This window comes from Streptomyces sp. NPDC051211 (assembly GCF_040689505.1).
In the GTDB taxonomy this organism is placed as follows: Bacteria; Actinomycetota; Actinomycetes; order Streptomycetales; family Streptomycetaceae; genus Streptomyces.
This window is the reverse complement of the sequence record NZ_JBFBAV010000008.1, coordinates 192,628-213,727: the sequence shown is the minus strand read 5'-3', so window position 1 is coordinate 213,727 and position 21,100 is coordinate 192,628. Positions and strand designations below refer to the sequence as shown.

Here is a 21,100-nt window from a genome sequence, read left to right as displayed (position 1 = left end):
GCCGGCGGAGGCTCGAGCTCCGCGGCGTGCGGGGTGCGGGGCGGGGGTGTCCCGGTGTGCCCACCCGTCCCGCCCTGGGGGACGATCGCCCATACCGGAAGGTCAGGCGTCGTCTGTTGCGGGCGTGTCCGCCTGCGTTGCGACCGCCTTCGCCCACCGGTAGTCCGCCTTGCCGCTCGGGGACCGCTGGATCGACGGGGCGACCACCAGCTGGCGGGGGATCTTGTAGCCGGCCAGCCTGGTCCGGCAGTGGGTCTGGATCTCGTCCAGGGTGGGTTCCGGCGCGCCCTGCCGGATCTGCACCACCGCCGCGACGTGGTTGCCCCACCTGGCGTCCGGGACGCCCGCGACCAGCGCGTCGTACACGTCCGGATGCGCCTTCAGGGCCTGCTCGACCTCCTCCGGATACACCTTCTCGCCGCCCGTGTTGATGCACTGCGAGCCCCGACCGAGCACCGTGACGATGCCGTCCTCGTCGACCGTGGCCATGTCACCGAGCAGCACCCAGCGCTCGTCACCCCGCTGGAAGAAGGTTTCGGCGGTCTTCTCCGGGTCGTTGTAGTAGCCCAGCGGAACGTGCCCGCGCTGGGCGAGCCGGCCGGGCTCGCCCACCGGCACCGGCTCGTGCGTCACCGGGTCGATCACCTGCGTGCGCTCGTTGACCTCCAGCCGGAACCCCTTCTCCGGGCCCGAATCGTCCGTCGCCTTGCCGTTGGACCCGGACTCGGAGGACCCGAAGTTGTTCAGCAGCAGCACGTTCGGCACGAGCTCCTGGAACTGGGCGCGCACCGTGTCCGACATGATCGCCCCGGACGAGGAGACGCTGAACAGCGAGGACATGTCGGTGCCCTTGAGAGGGCCGCGCAACGCGTCGAGGAGCGGCCTGAGCATCGCGTCGCCGACCAGCGACACGCTGGAGACCTTCTCCTTCTCGATGGTACGGAGGACCTCTTCGGGCGCGTACTTGCGGTGGATGACGATCCGCTGCCCGTAGTTGAACGCCACGAACGAGGTCAGGGTCGACGTGCCGTGCATCAGCGGGGGCGTGGGGAAGAAGGTGAGTCCCGCGCCGCCCGCGGCGACCCGCTCCGCCAGTTCCTCGGGCCGCTTCACCGGCTCGCCCGTCGGCGCGCCGCCGAAGAGCCCCGCGAAGAACAGGTCCTCCTGGCGCCACATCACCCCCTTGGGCATGCCGGTGGTGCCGCCCGTGTAGATGATGAACAGGTCGTCGGGCGAGCGCGGTCCGAAGCCCCGCCCCGGCGCGCCGGACGCCTCCGCGTCACCGAACTCCACGGCTTCCAGGGCCGGTGCCCCTTCCGGGACCGCACCCACCCGGACCAGGTGCCGGAGCTTCTCGGTCCGCGGCAGCGCGCCGGCCACCCGCTCGGTGAACTCCCCGTCGAAGACCAGCGCGGCCAGGTCGGCGTCGCGGTAGAGGTAGACCAGCTCCTCTTCCACGTAGCGGTAGTTGACGTTGACGGGCACCAGCCGGGCCTTGAGGCAGGCCAGCACCGTCTGGAGGTACTCGACGCCGTTGTAGAGGTGCAGTCCGAGGTGCTCGCCGGCCTTGAGCCCGTTGTCCAGCAGGTGGTGGGCGATGCGGTTCGCCGCCTCGTCCAGCTCCCGGTAGGTCAGCCTGCGCTCGGCGCCGGTCCCGGGGTGGTCCACGTACACGAGGGCCTCGCGGTCCGGTACCACGTCGACCACCGACTCGAACAGGTCGGCAAGGTTGTACTCCACCGTTCCTCCTGACCTCTTCATCCGATGGCGGTCATTAGAGCGCCGCCCATCCCAAGTGGGAAGGGCGCCGTCCAAGAAATCTGACTGAGTGTCAGAAAGCTATTGAACTGCACCCGCCCCTCCTGCAACCTGTTCTAGGTCTTGAGACGGGAGGACGGCAATGGGTGGGACGGAACACCTCACCGTGGAGCGCCACGGCGCCACGCTGGTGCTCACCATGAACAGGCCCGAGGCGAAGAACGCGCTCTCGCTGCCCCTGCTGGTCGGGCTCTACGACGGCTGGCTGGAGGCGGACGCGGACGACGGGATCCGCTCGGTGGTGCTCACCGGAGCGGGCGGCGACTTCTGCGCCGGCATGGACCTCAAAGCCCTCGCCGGCAAGGGCATGTCCGGCGACCACTACCGGGACCGGCTCAAAGCCGACCCCGACCTGCACTGGAAGGCGATGCTCCGCCACCACCGGCCGCGCAAGCCGGTGATCGCCGCGGTGGAGGGGTACTGCGTGGCCGGGGGGACCGAGATCCTCCAGGGCACGGACATCCGGGTCGCCGGGGCGGGCGCCACCTTCGGGCTGTTCGAGGTCAAGCGGGGGCTCTTCCCGATCGGCGGCTCCACGGTGCGGCTGCCGCGCCAGATCCCGCGCACGCACGCGCTGGAGATGCTGCTGACCGGGCGGCCGTACTCCGCGGAGGAGGCCGCGCGGATCGGGCTGGTGGGGCGGGTCGTGCCGGACGGGGAGGCGCTGGGCAAGGCCCTGGAGATCGCGGAACAGATCAACGCGTGCGGGCCGCTGGCCGTGGAGGCCGTGAAGGCCTCGGTCTACGAGACCGCCGAGCTGACGGAGTCGGAGGGGCTGGCCTCCGAACTCCTGCGGGGGTGGCCGATCTTCGATACGGCGGATGCCAAGGAAGGGGCGCGGGCCTTTGCCGAGAAGCGGCCCGCGGTGTATCGGCGGGAGTAGCTCCCGGTCCGGTCCGGCCCCGCCCGGCGTTGCGTCCGTGCGCGATGCGGTGCGGCGCCGTTGCCGGGGCTCCGCCCCGGACCCCGCGCCTCAAACGCCGGCGGGGCTGGATTGGCCCTGTGCCTCGATGCCCGGCGGGGCTGGATTGGCCCCGCGCCTCGAAGCCCGGCGGGGCTGGATTGGCCCTGTGCCTCGAACGCCGGCGGGGCTGGATGTGGTCCGCGCCTCGAATGACGGTGGGCTGACGTGCGCCCGCCCCAACGATCGGAGAGTCACCCATGACAGCCCCCGCGTCCCCACCCGAGGTGCTCCGCGCACCCCTCGTCGTCGAGTTTCCCTTCACCCGCTCCCTCGGGCCCGTGCAGAGCGCCTTCCTCACCGGCCTCCGCGAGCGCGTCGTCCTCGGCGTGAAGACCTCCGACGGCACCGTGATGGTCCCGCCCGCCGAGTACGACCCCGTCACCGCCGAGGAGATCCGCGAGCTCGTCGAGGTCGCCCCCACCGGCACCGTCACCACTTTCGCCTGGAACGACCACCCGCGCCCCGGCCAGCCCCTCGACACGCCCTTCGCCTGGGTGCTCGTACGGCTGGACGGAGCCGGCACCGCCCTGCTGCACGCCCTCGACGCACCCGGCCCGGACGCCGTCCGCACCGGCATGCGGGTCCGGATCCGCTGGGCCGCCGAACGGGTCGGCGCCATCACCGACATCGCCTGCTTCGAGCCGGACCCGGCAGGACCCCCCGTCGCCGAACCCCGCCCGCACGACGGCGGCTTCGCCGACGCCGTCACCGGCATCGTCGCCCCCGCCCGGCTCGACTACACGTACAGCCCCGGCCGCGCCCAGACCGCGTACATCAACGCCCTGTCCGAGCGGCGTACGGTCGGCGAGCGCTGCCCGTCCTGCCACAAGGTGTACGTGCCCCCGCGCGGCGCCTGCCCCACCTGCGGGGTCGCCACCACCGACCGCGTCGAGGTCGGCCCGGCCGGCACGGTCACCACCTTCTGCATCGTCAACATCAAGGCCCGGAACCTCGACATCGAGGTCCCGTACGTCTACGCACACATCGCCCTCGACGGCGCCGGCCTCGCCCTGCACGGCCGGATCGGCGGCATCTCCTACGACCAGGTCCGGATGGGCCTGCGCGTCGAACCCGTGTGGACCGAAGGCGGCCGCTACCCCGACCACTACCGCCCCACCGGCGAACCGGACGCGGACTACGACGCGTACAAGGAGCTCATCTGATGGCCCGATACGCCCGCGAGGTCGCGGTCGTCGCCTTCGCCCAGAGCGACCACCGGCGACGCACCGACGAACTCAGCGAAGTCGAAATGGTCATGCCCGTGCTCCACCGGGTGCTGGCCGAGACCGGCCTCAAGGCCGGCGAGATCGGCTTCACCTGCTCCGGCTCCAGCGACTACCTCGCCGGCCGGGCCTTCTCCTTCACCATGACCCTCGACGGGGTCGGCGCCTGGCCGCCCATCTCCGAATCCCACGTCGAAATGGACGGCGCCTGGGCCCTCTACGAGGCCTGGGTCAAGATCCAGACCGGGGAGGCCGACACCGCCCTCGTCTACGCATACGGGAAGTCCTCCCCGGGCTCGGTACGCGACGTACTGACGCGCCAGCTCGACCCCTACTACCTCGCCCCCCTCTGGCCCGACTCGGTGGCCCTGGCCGCCCTCCAGGCACAGGCCCTCATCGACGCGGGCGAGACCGACGAACCCGCCCTCGCCGCCATCGGCGCCCGCAGCCGGGCCGCCGCCCTGGCCAACCCGCACGCCCAGCTCCGCGGCACCGTCGACCGGGGCGACTACGAAGTCCGGCCGCTGCGCACCGGCGACTGCCCGCCGATCGGCGACGGCGCGGCCGCCGTCGTCCTGGCCGCCGGCGACACCGCCCGCCAGCTGTGCGAGCGGCCCGCCTGGATCACAGGCATCGACCACCGCATCGAGGCCCACAGCCCGGGTCTGCGCGAACTCACCGACTCCCCGTCCACCCGGACCGCCGCCGAACACGCCGGCGTCTTCGACCGGCCCGTGGACACCGCCGAACTGCACGCGCCGTTCTCCTCCCAGGAGGTGATCCTGCGCAAGGCCCTCGGCCTGGGCGAGGACGTGACCGTCAACCCGTCCGGCGGGGCGCTCGCCGCCAACCCCATGATGGCGGCCGGCCTGATCCGGATCGGCGAGGCCGCCGCCCGCATCCACCGGGGCGAATCCCACCGGGCGGTCGCCCACGCCACGTCCGGCCCGTGCCTCCAGCAGAACCTGGTCGCGGTCCTGGAAGGAGATCCCGCATGACGAAAGAAGCAGTGGCCGTCGTCGGAATCGGGCAGACCAAGCACGTCGCCGCCCGCCACGACGTCTCCATCGCCGGACTCGTCCGGGAAGCCGCCCAGCGGGCCCTCCAGGACGCCGAGCTGACCTGGGCGGACATCGACGCCGTCGTCATCGGCAAGGCCCCCGACTTCTTCGAGGGGGTGATGATGCCCGAGCTGTACCTCGCCGACGCACTCGGCGCGGTCGGCAAACCCATGCTGCGGGTCCACACGGCCGGCTCGGTGGGCGGCTCCACCGCGCTGGTCGCCGCCAACCTGGTCGCCGCCCGGGTCCACCGCACCGTCCTCACCCTCGCCTTCGAGAAGCAGTCCGAGTCCAACGCCATGTGGGGCCTGTCCCTGCCCGTGCCCTTCCAGCAGCCGCTGCTGGCCGGAGCCGGCGGCTTCTTCGCCCCGCACGTCCGCGCGTACATGCGGCGCACCGGGGCCCCCGACACCGTGGGCTCGCTGGTCGCCTACAAGGACCGCCGCAACGCCCTCAAGAACCCGTACGCACACCTGCACGAGCACGACATCACCCTGGAGAAGGTCCAGGCGTCCCCCATGCTGTGGGACCCCATCCGCTACTCCGAAACCTGCCCCTCCTCCGACGGGGCCTGCGCGATGATCCTCACCGGCCGGGAGGGAGCGGCCCGCGCGCCCCGGCCGCCGGCCTGGGTGCACGGCGGGGCGATGCGCTCCGAACCCACCCTCTTCGCCGGCAAGGACTTCGTCTCCCCGCAGGCGGGCAAGGACTGCGCGGCCGACGTCTACCGGCAGGCCGGGATCACCGACCCGCGCCGCCAGATCGACGCCGTCGAAATGTACGTGCCGTTCTCCTGGTACGAGCCCATGTGGCTGGAGAACCTCGGATTCGCGGAGGAGGGCGAGGGCTGGAAGCTCACCGAGGCGGGAGTCACCGAACTCGACGGCGACCTCCCGGTCAATCCCTCGGGCGGGGTGCTGTCCACCAACCCCATCGGCGCCTCCGGCATGATCCGCTTCGCCGAGGCGGCCCTCCAAGTACGCGGCCAGGCAGGCGAACACCAGGTCCCGGACGCGCGCCGGGCCATGGGACACGCGTACGGGGGCGGCGCGCAGTTCTTCTCGATGTGGCTGGTGGGCGCCGAACCCCCCACCTCCTGAACGGAGCGGGAGCACCGGCCGAGGCGTGCCGGACCGGCCACGGGTGACGCACCGTGGCCTGTGCGGCACGGGCTGCTGTGGTTAACCTGGCCCCCGGACGACGTAGGCAGTACGGGAGGAGCACCACGTGGCCGAGAGCATGACTTCACAGCCCCTCGCCGGCTGGGGCAAGCCGGACCTCGATCTCACCAGGGCAGACTGGCAGTCGAGCAGCCACGGCGCGGGCGACGTACAGATCGCCTTCGTCGAGGGATTCATCGCCATGCGCAACAGCGAGCGCCCGGAAAGCCCCTCGCTGATCTTTGCCCCGGACGAGTGGCACGCCTTCGTCCTGGGCGCGCGCGGCGGTGCGTTCGACCTGACGTAGCGGTCGGCCCACGGCGGGCCACCGGGGGCGGCCGCAGCCCCGGTGGCCGCCGGTCGACCGGTTCCCGAGGCTCCGCCCGCGCGTACGCGGGCGTACGCTGATCTCCCGAACCGGCCTGGGGGGTACCAGCCATGACGGAACGCCCGACCCGTACGCGGCGCACCCTGCTCGAACGCGAGGCCGAACTGGCCGCCGTGGACGAGGCCTTGGACCAGCTCACCGGTCCACAGTCCCACCAGGGCGGCACCCTGCTCGCCTTCTCCGGCCCCGCCGGCCTCGGCAAGACCACGCTGCTCGCCGAGATCCGCCGTCGCGCCCACGCAGGCCGGTGCACCGTCCTCACCGCCCGCGGCGGCGAACAGGAACAGAACCAGCCCTTCCACGTCGCCCGCCAGCTCATCCAGCCCCAGCTGGCCCGCACCTCCGAACACGAACTCCGCACCGCCCTCGGCAGCTGGTACGCCATCGTCGGCCCCGCCCTCGGCCTGTGCGCCCCCGAACAAGGCGCGCCCCCCGACCCGCAGGGCCTGCGCGACGGACTCGACTGGGTGCTCACCCACCTCGCCGTCCAGCGTGCCCCCGTCGTCCTCGTCCTGGACGACGCCCATTGGGCCGACCCCGAATCCCTCGGCTGGCTCGCCGCCTTCGCCCCGCGCGCCGAACACCTCCCGCTGCTCCTCGTCGTCGCCTACCGGCCTGACGAACTCCCCGCCCACGCCGAGGCCTTCCGCACCCTGCCCGGCCGGGCCGGCCGCCGCCCCCACCCCCTCGCGCCGCTCACCGCCGCGGCCGTCGGCACCCTGGTCCGCGAAGGCGTCGGCGACCACGCCGACGACGCCTTCTGCCGGGAAGCCTGGGCCGTGACCTCCGGCAACCCCTTCGAGGCGGTCGAACTCACCGCCGAGGTCCGCGTCCGGGCCCTCGACCCCGTCGAATCCAGCGCCCCGCTGCTCCGCGACCTCGCCGCCGCCCAGCGCGGCACCGGCCTCGTCGCCCGCCTCCACCGCCTCGGCCCCTCCACCGTCCGGTTCGCCTGGGCCTGCGCCGTCCTCGGCACCGCCATTCCGCAGGAGATCGCCGGGCGGGTGGCCGCACTGGGCGACGAGGAGGCCGTCGCGGCCGCCGAGCGGCTGCGGCACGCCCGCATCATCGCGGGTGCGGGTGCGGGTGCGGGTGCGGGTGCGGGTGCGGGCGCCGGGGCGGGTCCGGGTACAGGTGCGGGCGCGGGGGCCGGCGGCGGGGGCGGCACCGGCGGGCTCGAGTTCGTGCATCCGCTGATCGCCACCGCCCTCTACCGCGCCATCCCCGACGCCCTGCGCGTCGCCCTCCACAGCAAAGCCGCAGCGGCCCTCGTCGATGCCGGACTCGGACCCTCCGCGGCCGCCCGCCACCTCCTGGAAACCCACCCCGAGAGCGACCCCTGGGTGGTACGGACCCTCCGCGAGGCCGCCCGCGACAACCTCCGGGCCGGCGCCCCCGAAGCGGCCCGCCGCCAACTCGCCCGTGCCCTGCGGGAACCGCCGGGCTTCGACGAACGCGCAGCCGTCCTCTACGAGCTCGGCTGCGCCTCCCTGCTCACCGAACCCGCCACCACCGTCAACCACCTGCGGGCCGCGCTCGCCGAGCCGTTCGACGACCCGGCCCTGCGCCAGGGCATCGTCATCCGGCTCGCCCAGGTCCTCGCCCACAGCGACCGGCTCGCCGAAGCCTCGGAAGCCTTGGCGCGGGAGATCCCGCACACCCCCGACGTACGCAACCGGCTGCGCCTGCAGTCCGAACAGTTCATGTGGGACGCCTTCCGCGCCGACGAACCCGACTCCCCGGCCCGCTCCCGCCGGCTCGCCAAACTCGCCGACCGGCTGCCCGGCCGCGACCTCACCGAGCGGTACGTCATCGGACTGCGCGCCTGGGACGCCACGCTGCGCGGCGAACCGGTGGACGTCGTCCTGCACCACGCCCGCCGGGCCCTCGGCGACCGGCTCAGCTGGGCCGAGGAGGACCGCGGCTTCGAGGTTCCGGTCCTCGTCGCACTCACCCACCTCTACGCCGACCGGCCCGACCGGGCCGAGGAACTCTTCGAAGCCGGCACCGCCGAGTTCGAACGCCAGGGCTGGCGCGGAGCCCACCTGTCCTTCGCGCACAGCCTGCGCGCGTACATCCGCTTCCGGCGCGGCCGCCTCGCCGAGGCCGAGGAACTGGCCGGGCTCGGCCTGCGGCTCGCCGAGCGGGTGGGCCGGCGTACGCCCGTGCACTGGTACGCCATAGCCATCCTCACCGAGACACTGCTCGCCAGGGGCCGGGTCGGCGAGGCGTGGGAGCTGGCCCGGGAACACGACTTCGGGGAGCCCTTCCCGGCGGGCGTGGTCTTCCCCGACTCGCAGACCGTGTACGCGGAACTGCTGCTCGCCCGCGGCAACATGAAGGCAGCGGCGGCCGAACTGGAGGCGGTGGGGCGGCGGTTGACACCGCGCGGCATCCAGAACCCGTCCTGGTGCCCGTGGCAGCTGTACCTGGCCCGGGCGGTCGCCGGCGAGGAGCCGGAGCGGGCCCGGGCCCTCGCCGCGGACGCGCTGCGGCAGGCGAGGGCCTTCGGGGCGCCGTCCGCCATCGGGCAGGCACTGCGCTTCGCCGCCGAGGTCGCCCCGGCGGCGGAGCGGACCCCGCTGCTGACGGAGTCCGTCCGGCTGCTCTCCGACTCACCGGCGCGGTACGAGCTGGCCTGCGCGCTGGCCGCGCTCGGGACGGAGCAGCGGGACGCGGAGCTGCTTGAACGGGCGCTGCTGCTGGCGAGGGAAAGCGGCGCGGAGGGCCTGGCGGCGGGGCTCACCGCGAGGCTGCTGGGCTGAGGATGCGGGCCCGGGCGGGCGGGCCTGCTGGCAGAGTGGGGGCATGGACTACATCTCCGTCTTCCGCAGCGAGACGTCGGCCTTCCAGCGCGCCGTCGGACGGGCCGTCGGGGCAGGGGAGGGCGCGCCGCTGGTGCCGTCCTGTCCCGGCTGGTCCGTGTCCGACCTCGTCGGGCACCTCGGCGGCGTACACCGCTATGTGGCGCACATCCTCCGCGAAGGCACGACGGAGGCCCCCGACCACACCGATCTCTCGCTGTACGGCCTGCCGGCCGATCCCGCCGTGCTGGCCGCCTGGCCGATCCCGGACCGGGCGCCGAATCTCGGGCCGGTGCCCGTCGAGCTGACCGAGTGGTTCGCGGAGGGCGCCCTGGCGCTGGAGGAGCAGTTCCGTGCGCACGGCTCGCAGCTGCCGGTCTGGACGTGGTCGGCCGAGCAGAGCTCCGGCTTCTGGCTGCGGATACAGGCCATCGAGGCGGCCCTGCACCGCTGGGACGCGGAAGGGGTCACCGACGCGCCGGCCCCGGTGGACACCGGGCTCGCGGTGGACGCCGTCGGGCACACCTTCGAGGTGATGGCGCCGTTCCGGCGGGCGGTGAAGCAGGCGCCGCCCGGCCTGGGGGAGCGGTACCGGTTCCGGCAGACCGACGGGAACGGGGACTGGACGGTCCGGTTCGAAGGTGATCAGGTGCGGTTCGACGAGGGGCCGGCCGACGCGGAACTCGCCGGTACGGCCTCCGAGCTGATGCTCTTCCTCTGGAACCGGATTCCCGCATCGGATCTCGAAGCCGACGGTGACCCGACGTACTTCGAACGTTACTTCGAGCTCGTGCCGCCGGTGTGATCCGATGACCGACGTACTGATCGTGGACGGGGCCAATGTCGTCGGCTCCGTGCCGGACGGATGGTGGCGGGACCGCCGCGGTGCGGCCGAACGGCTCCGCGACGCGCTGGCGGCCCGCCCCGGCGACGAGGAGATCATCCTGGTCGTCGAGGGCGCCGCGCGCGGCGTGCCCTCGGTGCCCGGCGTACGGGTGGACAGCGCGCCCGGGAGCGGCGACGACCGGATCGTGGAGCTGGCCGCCGAGCACGCGGGCCGCCGGTGCGTGGTCGTGACGGCGGACCGGGAGCTGCGGGAGCGGGTCCGGGCCCTGGGGGCCGAATGCGCGGGCCCCCGCCTGGTCCGGCCCTGACCACCTCCGAGCCGTCCGACCCTGCGCACCTCCCGACAGAGGGGACCCGCGGCCGGATTTCCTGCCCGGCCACGTACCATGGCGGCATGTCCTTCCTCCGCCGCCACCGTGCCGCCACCCCCGCCGGCCCGGACTTCGATGTCCTGGCCATGGACCCGGGCGACTGGCCGGGCAACCTCGGGGCCGGGCTGCTGCCCGCCGCCGACGGCAGCTGCCAGGGTGTCTTCCTCCGCTACGACCTCTTCGGCGGACGCGGCCCCGCGATGATCATCGGCAACCTTCCCGAGGGCTCGCCGGCCCGGGAGCTCGCCGACAAGCAGATCCCCTTCGAGGTGGCCCAGCTCCTCGACGCCCTCGAGAACGACGAGGACGTCGAGGTCACCGGTGTCGAGGACTGCCCCGTCATGCAGGGCGACAACCTCCTCATCGTCCGCAAGATCAAGCTGTCCGAGTCGCGCATTTCGTGCGTGCAGTTCGACCGCAGCGACAACGTCCTGGTGACCATCGCCAGCTGGGACCGGCCGATCACCGACGACCTGTACGCGCTGCTCAAGCCGCTGCCCGCGGAGCTCTTCCAGCAGGGCTGAGCCGGCGGATCACGCGTCCGCGATGTCGTTGGCCGCCACATGGCCGAACGTCATCGCGGGCCCGATGGTCGAGCCCGCGCCCGCGTAGCTGTGGCCCATCACGGCCGCACTCGCGTTCCCCGCCGCGTACAGGCCCCGGATCACCGAGCCGTCCGGCCGCAGCGCCCGCGCCCGCGCGTCCGTCACGATGCCGCCCTTGGTCCCCAGGTCGCCCGGCACGATCCTGAAGGCGTAGAAGGGCGGCGCCCAGATCGGGGCCAGGCAGGAGTTCGGCTGTACGGCCGGATCCGTGTAGTAGTGGTCGTACGCCGTGTTCCCGCGGCCGAAGTCCGGGTCGGTGCCGTGCCACGCCTGCGCGTTGAAACGGTTCAGGGTCGCCCGGAAGGCCGCTGCCGGCACCCCGATCTCACCGGCGAGCGCATCCCAGCTCCACGCCTTCTTCACCGCGCCCGTCCGGTACCAGGAGTCCGGGAACACGATCGTCGGCAGCACGTCCTTGAACAGGTACTTGCTGCGGTAGTTCTGATCGACGATCAGCCAGGCCGGGATGTGCGAGCCGGGTGCCCCCTCGTCCCGTTCGTACATCACGTGCACCACATCGCTGTACGGCGCCGCCTCGTTGACGAACCGCGCGCCCGCCCCGTTGACGATCAGCCCGCCCGGCAGGGTCCGTTCGGCGAGGCAGAAGTACGGTTCGCCGGGCAGCGGGATCGACGGCCCCCACCAGGCGTCGTCCATCAGGCCGAGGGCCGCGCCGGCCCGCTGACCGGCCCGGATCCCGTCGCCGGTGTTCTCCTTCGCACCCACAGACCACTGCGTGCCGATGGGCTGCTGCTGGTACTGAGCCCGCATCGCCGCGTTGTGCTCGAACCCGCCGGAGCCGACGATCACGCCCTTGCGGGCCCGCACGGTGCCGCGTACGCCCTCCTGCTCCACCACCACACCGGTGACGGCGCCGCCTTCCTGCACGAGGTCGACCAGCGGGGTGTTCAGCCACACCGGCACCCCGGCCCGCATCAGCCCGGCCCGCAGTCCCGCCGCCAGGGCCTGGCCCATGGTCAGCGGCTTCTCCCCGCGCAGCGCGGCCTTCGTCCCGCGCGCCAGGCATTCGGTCGACACGGCCAGCCCCTTGGCGTTGACCGCCGCCAGGGTCAGCCACTTGTAGTCCTGGCTGAACACCACCATCCCGGCGGGCACGGGCAGGTACGCCGGGTTCAGGCGGGCGAGTTCGGCGCCGAGGACGTTGCCGTCGAGCTGGTCCGGCTCGATGGACCGGCCGTTCGGCAGGCCGCCGGGGAGGTCGGGGTAGTAGTCGCTGTAGCCCTCCATGAACCGGAACCCCAGCGGGCTGTTGGCCATCACGAAGTCCAGCATCCGGGGGCCGTTGGCGAGGAAGGCGGCCTGCCGGTCGGCCGGCACCTCGTCCCCGACCACGGCCGCCAGGTACGTCGCCGCCTTCTGCGGGGTGTCCGGCACCCCGGCACCCAGGATCACCGAGTTGTTCGGCAGCCAGATCCCGGCGCCCGAACGCGCCGCGGACCCGCCGAAGGTGGCCGCCTTCTCGACGACCACCACGCTCAGGCCCCGCTTCGCGGCGGTGAGCGCGGCGGTCATCCCGGCCGCCCCGGAGCCGACCACGACCACGTCGTACTCGGCGAGCACCGTCGTCCCGGCGGCCCGCGCCCCGGCGGACGGCAACACGGCGGCGGCCAGCACCCCGGCACCCGTCCCGGCGAGGACGGAACGGCGGGTGGGGGAAGAAGACATGGGCGGGCTCCAGCGGTCGGGGGAGGCTGAGTGAGCCAAGGTCTTCGGGGGATCATGTGATGTCAAGGCATGCGCGCGCGTTCCGGCGGCGCGCCCGGTCCACCCCGGGGCGTACCCCGCCGACCTGCCCCGCCGACGTGCCCGGCCGACATGCGCGAGGTCCCGTGGCGGGGGCCACGGGACCTCGTACTGGCGGCAGGCGGTGTCAGCGGGTGCCGACCGCCGCGCGGACTGCTCGGCGTGCCATGCCGCAGTCGTCGTGCAGGCGACGCAGCAGCAGCCGTTGTTCCTCTCCGGAGGAGAGGGCGCCGGTCGGCAGCGGCTGTGCCGGGGCCGGCGCCAGAATCGAGCGCTGGACCGCCATTTCGGACATCCGGATCTCCCGGGTCAGTACCAGCATCAGGTTGACCAGGAAGGCGTCGCGGGCGGCCGGTCCGGCCGTCTGCGCCATGCGGCTGATCTGGCTGCGGGCCGCCGGGGCGTCGCCCAGGACCGTCCACAGGGTGGCCAGGTCGTACCCGGGCAGGTACCAGCCCGCGTGTTCCCAGTCCAGCAGCACGGGCCCGGCGGGCGACAGCAGCAGGTTGGACAGCAGGGCGTCACCGTGGTTGAACTGCCAGTGTGGTCCCGCCACCGCCAGCCCGTGCAGCAGCTTCTGCAGATCTCCCAGGTCCCGGTCGGTCAGCAGCCCCAGTTCGTGGTAGCGGGAGATCCGGGAGGCGTAGTCCAGCGGCCGGCCGAAGAGTTCGGCCGGCGGACGCCACTGGTTCACCCGGCACACCGCCCCCAGAGCGGCCCGGACATCGGCCCTCGGCGGGGCCTCCACCGGATGGCGCTGCAGGGCCGCGACCCGGCCCGCCATCCGTTCCACCACCAGCGTGCAGTTCTCCGGGTCGGCGGCGATCAGCCGCGGGACCCGGACCGGCGGGCGGTGCCGGACGAACGCCCGGTACGCAGCTATTTCGTGCCGGTACCGTTCGCGCCACTCCGGCGAGTGGTCCAGTAAAACCTTGGCGACGGCGGTCGTCCGCCCGGTGGTGCCCACCAGCAGCACCGACCGGCCGCTGCGGCGCAGCACCTGCACGGGGGCGAACTCGGGACAGATCCGCTGCACCGAGGCGAGGGCGGTGCGCAGTTGCGCGCCCTGCGGCCCGGACAGGTCGATTCTTCCGCTGAGCGGCTGCGTGCCGGCTCCCGGCATCCGCCGGGCCCGTACGGCGCCCTGCGCCGGGACCGCGGACCGGCCGGAGTCGAGGTAGGGGCTGCCGCCCGCCTGGAGCGTGCGGTGCGGCCGGACGGGGGCGGTCACGGAGGTCGATGCTGCGTACATGACGGATACGGATCCCTTCGTGCGCCGACGAGTTTCGTACGCCACCCCGCCGGATCCCGATGCATCACCCTGGGGAGTTCCGCCCGGGGTACCGGGGCGGGGAGGCGCATTCCTACCTGACACCCCGGCGCGGGTGGCGGACCATCGAGCGTGCCCTGGCGAAGCCTGGCGAATAGTCGCTCGGCATCTGACCCGGGGTTACTGTCAACTCAGCCGAGAACCTGGGGGCTTGACGTGAGCAGAGGACCAAACACCCGTCTGAACGACCTGTTCGGCCTGGCCGGGTGGTCCAAAGGCGAGCTGGCGAGGATGGTCAACCGGCAGGCGGCGGCCATGGGCCACCACCAGCTGGCCACCGACACCTCGCGGGTGCGGCGCTGGATCGACATGGGGGAGACCCCGCGCGAACCGGTGCCCACCGTGCTGGCAGCCCTGTTCACCGAGCGGCTCGGTCGTGTCGTGACCATCGAGGACCTCGGGTTCGTACGGCAGCGGCGCACCACGAAACGGCAGCCGGACGGGGCGAAGGACAACCCCGACGGCCTGCCCTGGGCGCCCGAACGCACAGCCGCGGTCCTCACCGAATTCACGGGAATGGACCTCATGCTCAACCGACGCGGCTTGATGGGAGCGGGTGCCGTGCTCACAGCCGGCTCCGCCCTCAGCAGCGCCATGCACGACTGGCTGCACACCGACCCCGCCCAGACCGGCGCCCCAGGGTTCGCCGATTCCTTCCAGGCCGACCCGGCGGGCTACGACCGCTACGAGGCGGCGCCCATCGGCTCCCAGGAGATCGAGGCACTGGAACGCTCCGTGGAGGTCTTCCGGGCCTGGGACGCCTCCCGCGGCGGCGGCCTCCAGCGGAAGGCCGTGGTGGGCCAGCTGAACGAGGTGGGCGGCATGCTCGCCTACCACCACCCGGACCACCTGCAGCGCCGCCTGTGGGGGGTGGCGGCCAACCTCGCCGTCCTGGCGGGCTGGATGTCCCACGACGTCGGCCTGGAACCGACCGCGCAGAAGTACTTCGTCATCGCCGCGCACGCCGCCCGCGAGGGCGGGGACCGGCCGCGGGCCGGGGAGGCCCTGTCCCGCGCCGCCCGCCAGATGGTCCACCTGGGCAAGCCCAACGAGGCGCTGGACCTGATGAAGCTGGCCCGGTCGGGGGCCGGCGAGGAGGCGCTGCCCCGCACCCGGGCCATGCTGCACACGATCGAGGCGTGGGCGCAGGCCGCGATGGGCAAGGGGCAGGCGATGCGGCGGACCCTCGGTGAGGCGGAGGAGCTGTTCGTCTCCGACAAGGGCGATGTGCCGCCGCCGAGCTGGATGCAGCACTTCGACGAGGCGGATCTGCACGGCATGCAGGCGCTGGCGTACCGGACGCTCGCCGACCACGACGCGACGGCGGCGCCGATCGCCGCCCGGCACGCCAGGGAGGCGCTGCGGCTGCGCGGCGACGGCTACCAGCGCTCGCAGATCTTCGACTACATCTCGCTGGCCTCGGCCTGCTTCATCGCCGACGATCCGGAGCAGGCGGACCGGTACGCGCGGCTCGCGCTGGTTTCCATGAACGAGACCTCCTCGCACCGGACGTGGGACCGGCTGCGGGAGATGTACCGGCTGACCGGGCAGTACTCCGGGTACGCCCGGATCGAGGACCTGCGTACGGAGATCAAGCTGGCCCTGCCGGGGAGCCCGGCGGCGCGGACCCGGGGCGCGGAGGTCTAGCTCCGCCGACGCGGAGATCTGGCTCCGCCCCGCCGCCCGGGACTCGCCTCTCCGCCAGGGCTCTGCCTTGCCGCCCGGGGCTCCGCCCAGCCCCCGCGCTCGAACCCCCGGACTTCGTCCGGCGGGATCCCCTGGCGGGGCCGGGAATTGCGGGGCCGGAGAGGGGCTACGCGCCGATGCGGGCCACCAGGACGCAGGCGTCGTCCTCGCGTTCGCCCTCGCCGAACTCCTCGATGACCATCCGGACCACGTCCTGGGCCGACCGGGCCGCCGAGAAGCGGGGCGCCAGGGCCAGCAGGCGTTCGGTGCCGTCGGCGCGGCTGAACTCGATGCTGCGCGGGGTCAGTCCGTCCGTGTGCAGGACGAGGACGTCACCCGCCTCGAGCCGCTCCTCGGCCTGGCCGTACGCCGCGCCGGAGGTCGCGCCCAGCAGGACGCCCTCCGGCGGGGCCAGGGAACGGCCGGAGCCGTGCCGGAACAGCAGCGGGGCGGGGTGGCCGGCCTGGGCCCAGGTCAGCACCCGGCGGGCGGGGTCGTAGCGGCAGCAGACGGCGGAGCCGAGGGCGGGCTGCACCGAGGTCTCCAGAAGCTGGTTGAGCCAGCCCATCAGGGGGCCCGGGGCGATCCCGGCCATCGCCATGCCGCGCAGGGCGCCGAGCATCATCGCCATGCCGGAGGTGGCGGTGACCCCGTGCCCGGTCAGGTCGCCGACCGTCAGCATGGAGCAGTCGTCGGGGAGTTCCAGCGCGTCGTACCAGTCGCCGCCGATCAGCGCGCTGGTAGCCGAGGGCAGGTAGTGCGCGGCCACGTCGAGCGCGCCGGTGTTGCCGTGCGGGAACCGCAGGGAGCCGCGCCACGGGGGGAGCACGGCTTCCTGCAGCTCGACCGCCAGCCGGTGCTCGGTCTGCGCGATCTCCCGCTGGCGCTGCAGCGAGTCCCGGGACTCGCGTACGGCCCGCTGGCTGCGGCGCAGTTCGCTCACATCGCGGAGGACGGCCCACATGGAGGCCGTGCAGCCGTCGGAGTCGAGGACCGGCTCGCCCCTCATCTGCAGTGTGCGGACCCGGCCGTCGGCCCGGACGATGCGGAACTCGCCGTCTATGGGCCGCCCGTCGACAAGACAGGCCGTCACCATGGCGGTGAGCAGCGGCTGGTCCTCGGAGAACAGGGTGGAGCCCAGTTCGTCGAGGGAGAGCGCGCCCGCCTCGGGGGAGCGGCCGAAGATCTGGAAGAGCTCCTCGGACCAGCTGACCTCGTCGGTGAGCAGGTTCCACTCGGCGCTGCCGACGCGGGTGAGCTCGCCGTTGAGTTCGCCGCCGGCCTCGTACGGAGCCGGCTGCGGCACCTCGCCCTGCTCGGTCTCGACCACCGGGGGCATGCCCTCCTTGAGCTGCCCCAAGTGCTCGCCGAGGTCGTCGAGATGGTGCACGGCGAGGTCGCAGAGGGCGCGCTGCCAGCGGCCCTGCGCGTCGTCGTCGTCCACGACGGCGTCGCGGCGCACCGCGTCCACGTCTCCGCGCAGGCGCCGGGTCTGCTTGATCAGCGCGTCCACCGACCCGGGCTCGGGCGGCTGCGCGGGACGGTCCGCGAACAGGTGGGACGGCATGAGGACTCCGATACAGGCGCGGCACGGCCAAGTCTGAAGGAAGGACCGGTAACGACTGTGGCACAGGCTGCGACGGGGTGTAAGGCGTTTGGCAACATCCGTTACGGCCTTGCACCTGGCATATGCCAAAGGCCTTCCGGAGCCGGTGATGTGTGCGAATGATTCAGGTCACTCCCCGGTCCGCGGTGGGGGTCCGACGGGCCCCCACCGGGCCGTCATCGGGGTCAGCTCACCATGAGCGGAACCGGATGAATCTCGTCCGCCGGGTGCCCGGCCCGCTCGTGTATCCGCTGGACGGCCTCCTTGGACGGGGCCTCGGAGAGGCAGTAGACCGTCCCGGCCTCCGGGTCCGCCCAGGCCTGCTTGAAGTGCACGCCCTCCTCGGCCTCGATCGCCAGGTCCGCCCGGTGGGCGGCCGACAACTCCTCCTTGGTGATGCCCTTCATGCCCGTGTGGACGTCCATGTAGGTGGCCATGGCAGCGCACCTCCTTCCTTCTCTCCCTCCATCGTCGGCCCGCGGCCGGAAACCGGCCTTCCGGGGGCCGCACACCGTACGTACGGCCGAGCCGTAGGCCCGGCAGGAGCAGGTCAGGTTTTTGCGGGAACGCCCCCCGAACGAATGACCCCGCAGGCCGGAAGCCGCGCTTCCCACCGATCCCACCGATCGCTACTCTACGTGCCGGTAATCAGCTCATATTCGGCTCACTCGGCGCGTACGGAGACCAGATGACAGGGCAGAGGCAGAGCCGGCGGACCTTCCTCGGCTACCTGGTCGCCGCACCGACCCTGGCAGTCGCCACCCGGGCCGGCGCCGACGCCCTGCTCCCGCAGCCGGCCCACGCGGTGATCCCCACCCTCCCGGCCCCCGCCGACCTGGTCGACCTCGGCGATCTGTTCATCCTGGCCGGCGCGCCCACCGCCGGCATGCTGGTGCTCACCGTGGAGACCGACGGCACCATCCGGTTCCGGCTGCCCCGCGAGGAGGTCGGCCAGGGCCTCACCACCGCCGTGGCCATGCTGGTCGCGGAGGAACTCGACGCCCCCCTGCACGACGTCCGGGTGGAACTCGAGGACGCCCGGCCCGAACTCCTCTTCAACCAGCTCACCGGCAGCTCCAACGCCATCCGCTCGTTGTACGGCCCGGTCCGGCAGACCGCCGCCGCGGTCCGGGCCCGGCTGGTCGCGGCCGCCGCCGCCCGCTGGCAGCTGCCCCCGTCCGGCCTGACCACGTCCGGCGGCACCGTCCGCGCGCCCGACGGCCGCACCGCCGGCTACGGCAGCCTCGCCGAAGCCGCCGCCGACCCGCACCTGGTCGTCCTCGGCGCCACCCCCAAGCCCGAGTCGCAGCACACCCTGGTCGGCCGGCCCACCAGCCGCATCGACGCCCGCGCCATGGTCACCGGTCGGCACGAGTACACCCTCGACCTGGACGTGCCCGGCGCCAAGCCCTGCGTGCTGCGCCGCCCGCCCAGCCTCGGCGGCACCGTGCGGTCCGTCGCGAACGCGGCCGCCGTCAAGGCCATGCCCGGTGTGCTCGACGTGGTCACCGTCCCCACCGGGGTCGCCGTGGTCGCCGAGACCTTCGGCCAGGCCCTCGACGCTCGGGCCGCCCTCCAGGTCAGCTGGGGCCCCGGGCCCGCCGACCACCTCTCCGACGCGGAGATACGTACGAAACTGCGGGCCGCCACCCCGCCGTTGCTCGTGCCGCCGCTGCTCACCCCGCACGTGGACGCCGAGTTCGACTTCGCCTTCGTCAGCCATGCCCCGCTGGAGACCAACTGCGCGGTCGCCGACGTACGGGAGGACCGCGCCGAGATCTGGTCCGGGCTGAAGTCCCCGATCGTGGCCCGCCAGACCATCGCCGCCGAACTCGGCCTGCCCGTGGACCGGGTGACGGTCCATGTCGTGCAGGCCGGCGGCTCCTTCGGGCGGCGGCTGTTCTTCGACGCCGCGCTCGAGGCGGCCCGGGTCTCGAAGGCCTGCCGCCGGCCGGTGCGGCTGATGTGGACCCGGATCGACGACACCCGGCACGGCCGGATGCGGCCCGCCACCCACCACCGGATCCGCGCCACCTACGCCCTGGGCGAGGTGCTCAGCTTCGAGCACCGGGTGGCGGCCGCCGAAACCGACTTCCGGCACGGCCTCGGCGAGATCATCACCGCCACCGCCGCCAGGCTCCCGCTCGGCATCGGCAACGCCACCCTGGCCCAGACCCTGTTCCTCACCACCGTGAAGTCGCCCTACCACTTCGGTCTCACCACGCAGCTGCTGACCGAGGTCCCGACCGGGATCCCCACCGGCTCCTGGCGCTCGGTGTACTCCGCCAACACCCGCGGCGCCGAGGAGATCATGGTGGACGAACTGGCCGGGCGCCTCGCCAAGGACCCGTACCGGTTCCGCCGGACCTTCCTGAAGACCGACGCCCAGCGCGCCGTGCTGGACCGGGCGGCCGCAGAGGGGGAGTGGGGGCGGGCCATGGAGTCGGGCTGCGCCCAGGGCATCGCCTTCCACGAGGAGTACAAGTCCCGCACCGCCTGCCTGGTGGAGATCGACGCCCGGGACCGCAAGCGGGTCCGGGTCACCAAGGCGGTGGTGGTCGTGGACGTCGGCCGGCCGGTCAACCCGCGCGGCCTGGAGGCCCAGATGCTCGGCGGGCTCACCGACGCCATCTCCACCACCCTGCGGGCCGGCCTGCACATCGACAAGGGACTGCCGCTGGAAGGCAGTTACAGCCAGTTCCACTGGGCCCGCCAGCAGGACACCCCGCGCCAGGTGAAGATCATCGTGATGCCGGCCCGGCCGGGAGCCGAGCCGGGCGGCGCCGGTGAACTCGGCGTCCCCGCCGCCGTGGGCGCCATCGCCAACGCCTACGCCCGCGCCACCGGCACCAAGCCCCGCAGCTTCCCCCTCGACTTCGACGTCGACTTCACTCCGTACCCCCGCTAGAGCTGGAGCCCCCACGTGCCGTCGCACACCTTCACCGTCAACGGGCGCAGCGTCACCGTGGACGCGCCCGACGATCTCCCCCTGTTGTGGGTACTGCGCGACCTGCTCGGCATCCGCGGCCCCAAGTACGGCTGCGGGGTGGACGTCTGCAAGGCCTGCACCAGCCACCTCGACGGCTCCGACATCCGGCCCTGCGTGGTGCCGGTGTCCGCCTGCGCGGGGCGTGAGGTGACCACCATCGAGGGCCTGGCGGACGGTGACACGCTGCACCCCGTGCAGGAGGCCTGGCTCGAGCAGGACGTCGCCCAGTGCGGTTTCTGCCAGCCCGGTCAGATCATGGCGGCCGTGGCGCTGCTGAAGCGGACCTCGGAGCCCACCGACGAGGACCTCGACGCCATCGCCAACATCTGCCGCTGCGGCACGTACGTCCGGATCAGGGAGGCGATCCGCAGCGCGGCCGCCCGCATGTGAGGACACGCGGGACGGCCCGCAGGGGCGTGCGTGAGGAGGGACCCCGGTGCTCCCCCGTGAACACCGGGGTCCGACCGCTCGGGCTACAACCTAGG

The 21,100-nt window shown here is 73.0% G+C and carries 17 protein-coding genes; 12 read left to right on the top strand and 5 right to left on the bottom strand.

Annotated features, from left to right (window positions below; genetic code table 11):
• Positions 1–102: 102 nt before the first annotated feature.
• On the bottom strand, positions 103–1,740 hold the full coding sequence (locus AB0447_RS11610; RefSeq protein ID WP_366476391.1) for an acyl-CoA synthetase: 1,638 nt from the start codon (positions 1,738–1,740) through the stop codon (positions 103–105).
• A 160-nt stretch (positions 1,741–1,900) separates the two neighbouring features.
• Between AB0447_RS11610 and AB0447_RS11605 the strand changes: the two genes are divergently transcribed.
• The 9 genes from AB0447_RS11605 to AB0447_RS11565 all read left to right on the top strand — a co-directional run bounded on the left by AB0447_RS11605 (position 1,901) and on the right by AB0447_RS11565 (position 11,159).
• Positions 1,901–2,701, top strand: coding sequence for a crotonase/enoyl-CoA hydratase family protein (locus AB0447_RS11605; RefSeq protein WP_366476390.1), 801 nt, complete (start codon positions 1,901–1,903; stop codon positions 2,699–2,701).
• Positions 2,702–2,979: 278 nt separating this feature from the next.
• A complete protein-coding gene (locus AB0447_RS11600) occupies positions 2,980–3,945 on the top strand; it encodes an OB-fold domain-containing protein (RefSeq protein WP_366476389.1) in 966 nt (321 codons plus the stop codon).
• Complete coding sequence (locus tag AB0447_RS11595) at positions 3,945–5,003, top strand: thiolase domain-containing protein (protein ID WP_366476388.1); 1,059 nt, start codon at positions 3,945–3,947, stop codon at positions 5,001–5,003. Before AB0447_RS11600 ends, AB0447_RS11595 begins: the two co-directional genes overlap by 1 nt.
• On the top strand, positions 5,000–6,166 hold the full coding sequence (locus tag AB0447_RS11590) for a thiolase domain-containing protein (protein WP_366476387.1): 1,167 nt from the start codon (positions 5,000–5,002) through the stop codon (positions 6,164–6,166). Before AB0447_RS11595 ends, AB0447_RS11590 begins: the two co-directional genes overlap by 4 nt.
• A gap of 127 nt (positions 6,167–6,293) precedes the next feature.
• Complete coding sequence (locus AB0447_RS11585; RefSeq protein ID WP_366476386.1) at positions 6,294–6,533, top strand: DUF397 domain-containing protein; 240 nt, start codon at positions 6,294–6,296, stop codon at positions 6,531–6,533.
• Positions 6,534–6,664: 131 nt separating this feature from the next.
• Complete coding sequence (locus AB0447_RS11580) at positions 6,665–9,379, top strand: AAA family ATPase (RefSeq protein ID WP_366476385.1); 2,715 nt, start codon at positions 6,665–6,667, stop codon at positions 9,377–9,379.
• A gap of 43 nt (positions 9,380–9,422) precedes the next feature.
• Positions 9,423–10,223: a maleylpyruvate isomerase family mycothiol-dependent enzyme gene (locus AB0447_RS11575; protein ID WP_366476384.1), complete on the top strand. Its 801-nt coding sequence runs from the start codon at positions 9,423–9,425 to the stop codon at positions 10,221–10,223.
• Positions 10,224–10,227: 4 nt separating this feature from the next.
• A complete protein-coding gene (locus AB0447_RS11570) occupies positions 10,228–10,572 on the top strand; it encodes an NTP pyrophosphohydrolase (RefSeq protein ID WP_366476383.1) in 345 nt (114 codons plus the stop codon).
• 86 nt (positions 10,573–10,658) lie between these two features.
• Positions 10,659–11,159 carry a hypothetical protein gene (locus tag AB0447_RS11565; RefSeq protein ID WP_150211360.1) on the top strand — a complete coding sequence of 167 codons (501 nt, stop codon included), beginning with the start codon at positions 10,659–10,661 and terminating at the stop codon, positions 11,157–11,159.
• Between the two features lie 9 nt (positions 11,160–11,168).
• Here AB0447_RS11565 and kstD read toward each other — a convergent pair whose 3' ends face one another.
• Positions 11,169–12,926: a 3-oxosteroid 1-dehydrogenase gene (gene kstD, locus AB0447_RS11560; RefSeq protein ID WP_366476382.1), complete on the bottom strand. Its 1,758-nt coding sequence runs from the start codon at positions 12,924–12,926 to the stop codon at positions 11,169–11,171.
• A 205-nt stretch (positions 12,927–13,131) separates the two neighbouring features.
• Positions 13,132–14,256, bottom strand: a complete 1,125-nt coding sequence (locus AB0447_RS11555) for an aminoglycoside phosphotransferase family protein (RefSeq protein ID WP_366476381.1) — start codon at positions 14,254–14,256, stop codon at positions 13,132–13,134.
• A 234-nt stretch (positions 14,257–14,490) separates the two neighbouring features.
• Here AB0447_RS11555 and AB0447_RS11550 point away from each other — a divergent pair, with 234 nt between their 5' ends.
• On the top strand, positions 14,491–15,981 hold the full coding sequence (locus AB0447_RS11550) for a hypothetical protein (RefSeq protein WP_366476380.1): 1,491 nt from the start codon (positions 14,491–14,493) through the stop codon (positions 15,979–15,981).
• A 166-nt stretch (positions 15,982–16,147) separates the two neighbouring features.
• On the opposite strand, the gene AB0447_RS11545 is transcribed toward AB0447_RS11550, so the two are convergent.
• Positions 16,148–17,587, bottom strand: coding sequence for a SpoIIE family protein phosphatase (locus AB0447_RS11545; protein WP_366476379.1), 1,440 nt, complete (start codon positions 17,585–17,587; stop codon positions 16,148–16,150).
• A 224-nt stretch (positions 17,588–17,811) separates the two neighbouring features.
• Positions 17,812–18,063 carry an SCO4226 family nickel-binding protein gene (locus tag AB0447_RS11540; RefSeq protein WP_366476378.1) on the bottom strand — a complete coding sequence of 84 codons (252 nt, stop codon included), beginning with the start codon at positions 18,061–18,063 and terminating at the stop codon, positions 17,812–17,814.
• 251 nt (positions 18,064–18,314) lie between these two features.
• On the opposite strand from AB0447_RS11540, the gene AB0447_RS11535 reads away from it, so the two are divergent.
• Both AB0447_RS11535 and AB0447_RS11530 read left to right on the top strand, forming a co-directional pair.
• The gene (locus tag AB0447_RS11535; RefSeq protein WP_366476377.1) at positions 18,315–20,534 is read left to right on the top strand and encodes a molybdopterin cofactor-binding domain-containing protein; all 2,220 of its coding nucleotides are present in this window, start codon (positions 18,315–18,317) and stop codon (positions 20,532–20,534) included.
• Between the two features lie 15 nt (positions 20,535–20,549).
• Complete coding sequence (locus tag AB0447_RS11530; protein ID WP_366476376.1) at positions 20,550–21,005, top strand: (2Fe-2S)-binding protein; 456 nt, start codon at positions 20,550–20,552, stop codon at positions 21,003–21,005.
• Positions 21,006–21,100 lie beyond the last annotated feature (95 nt).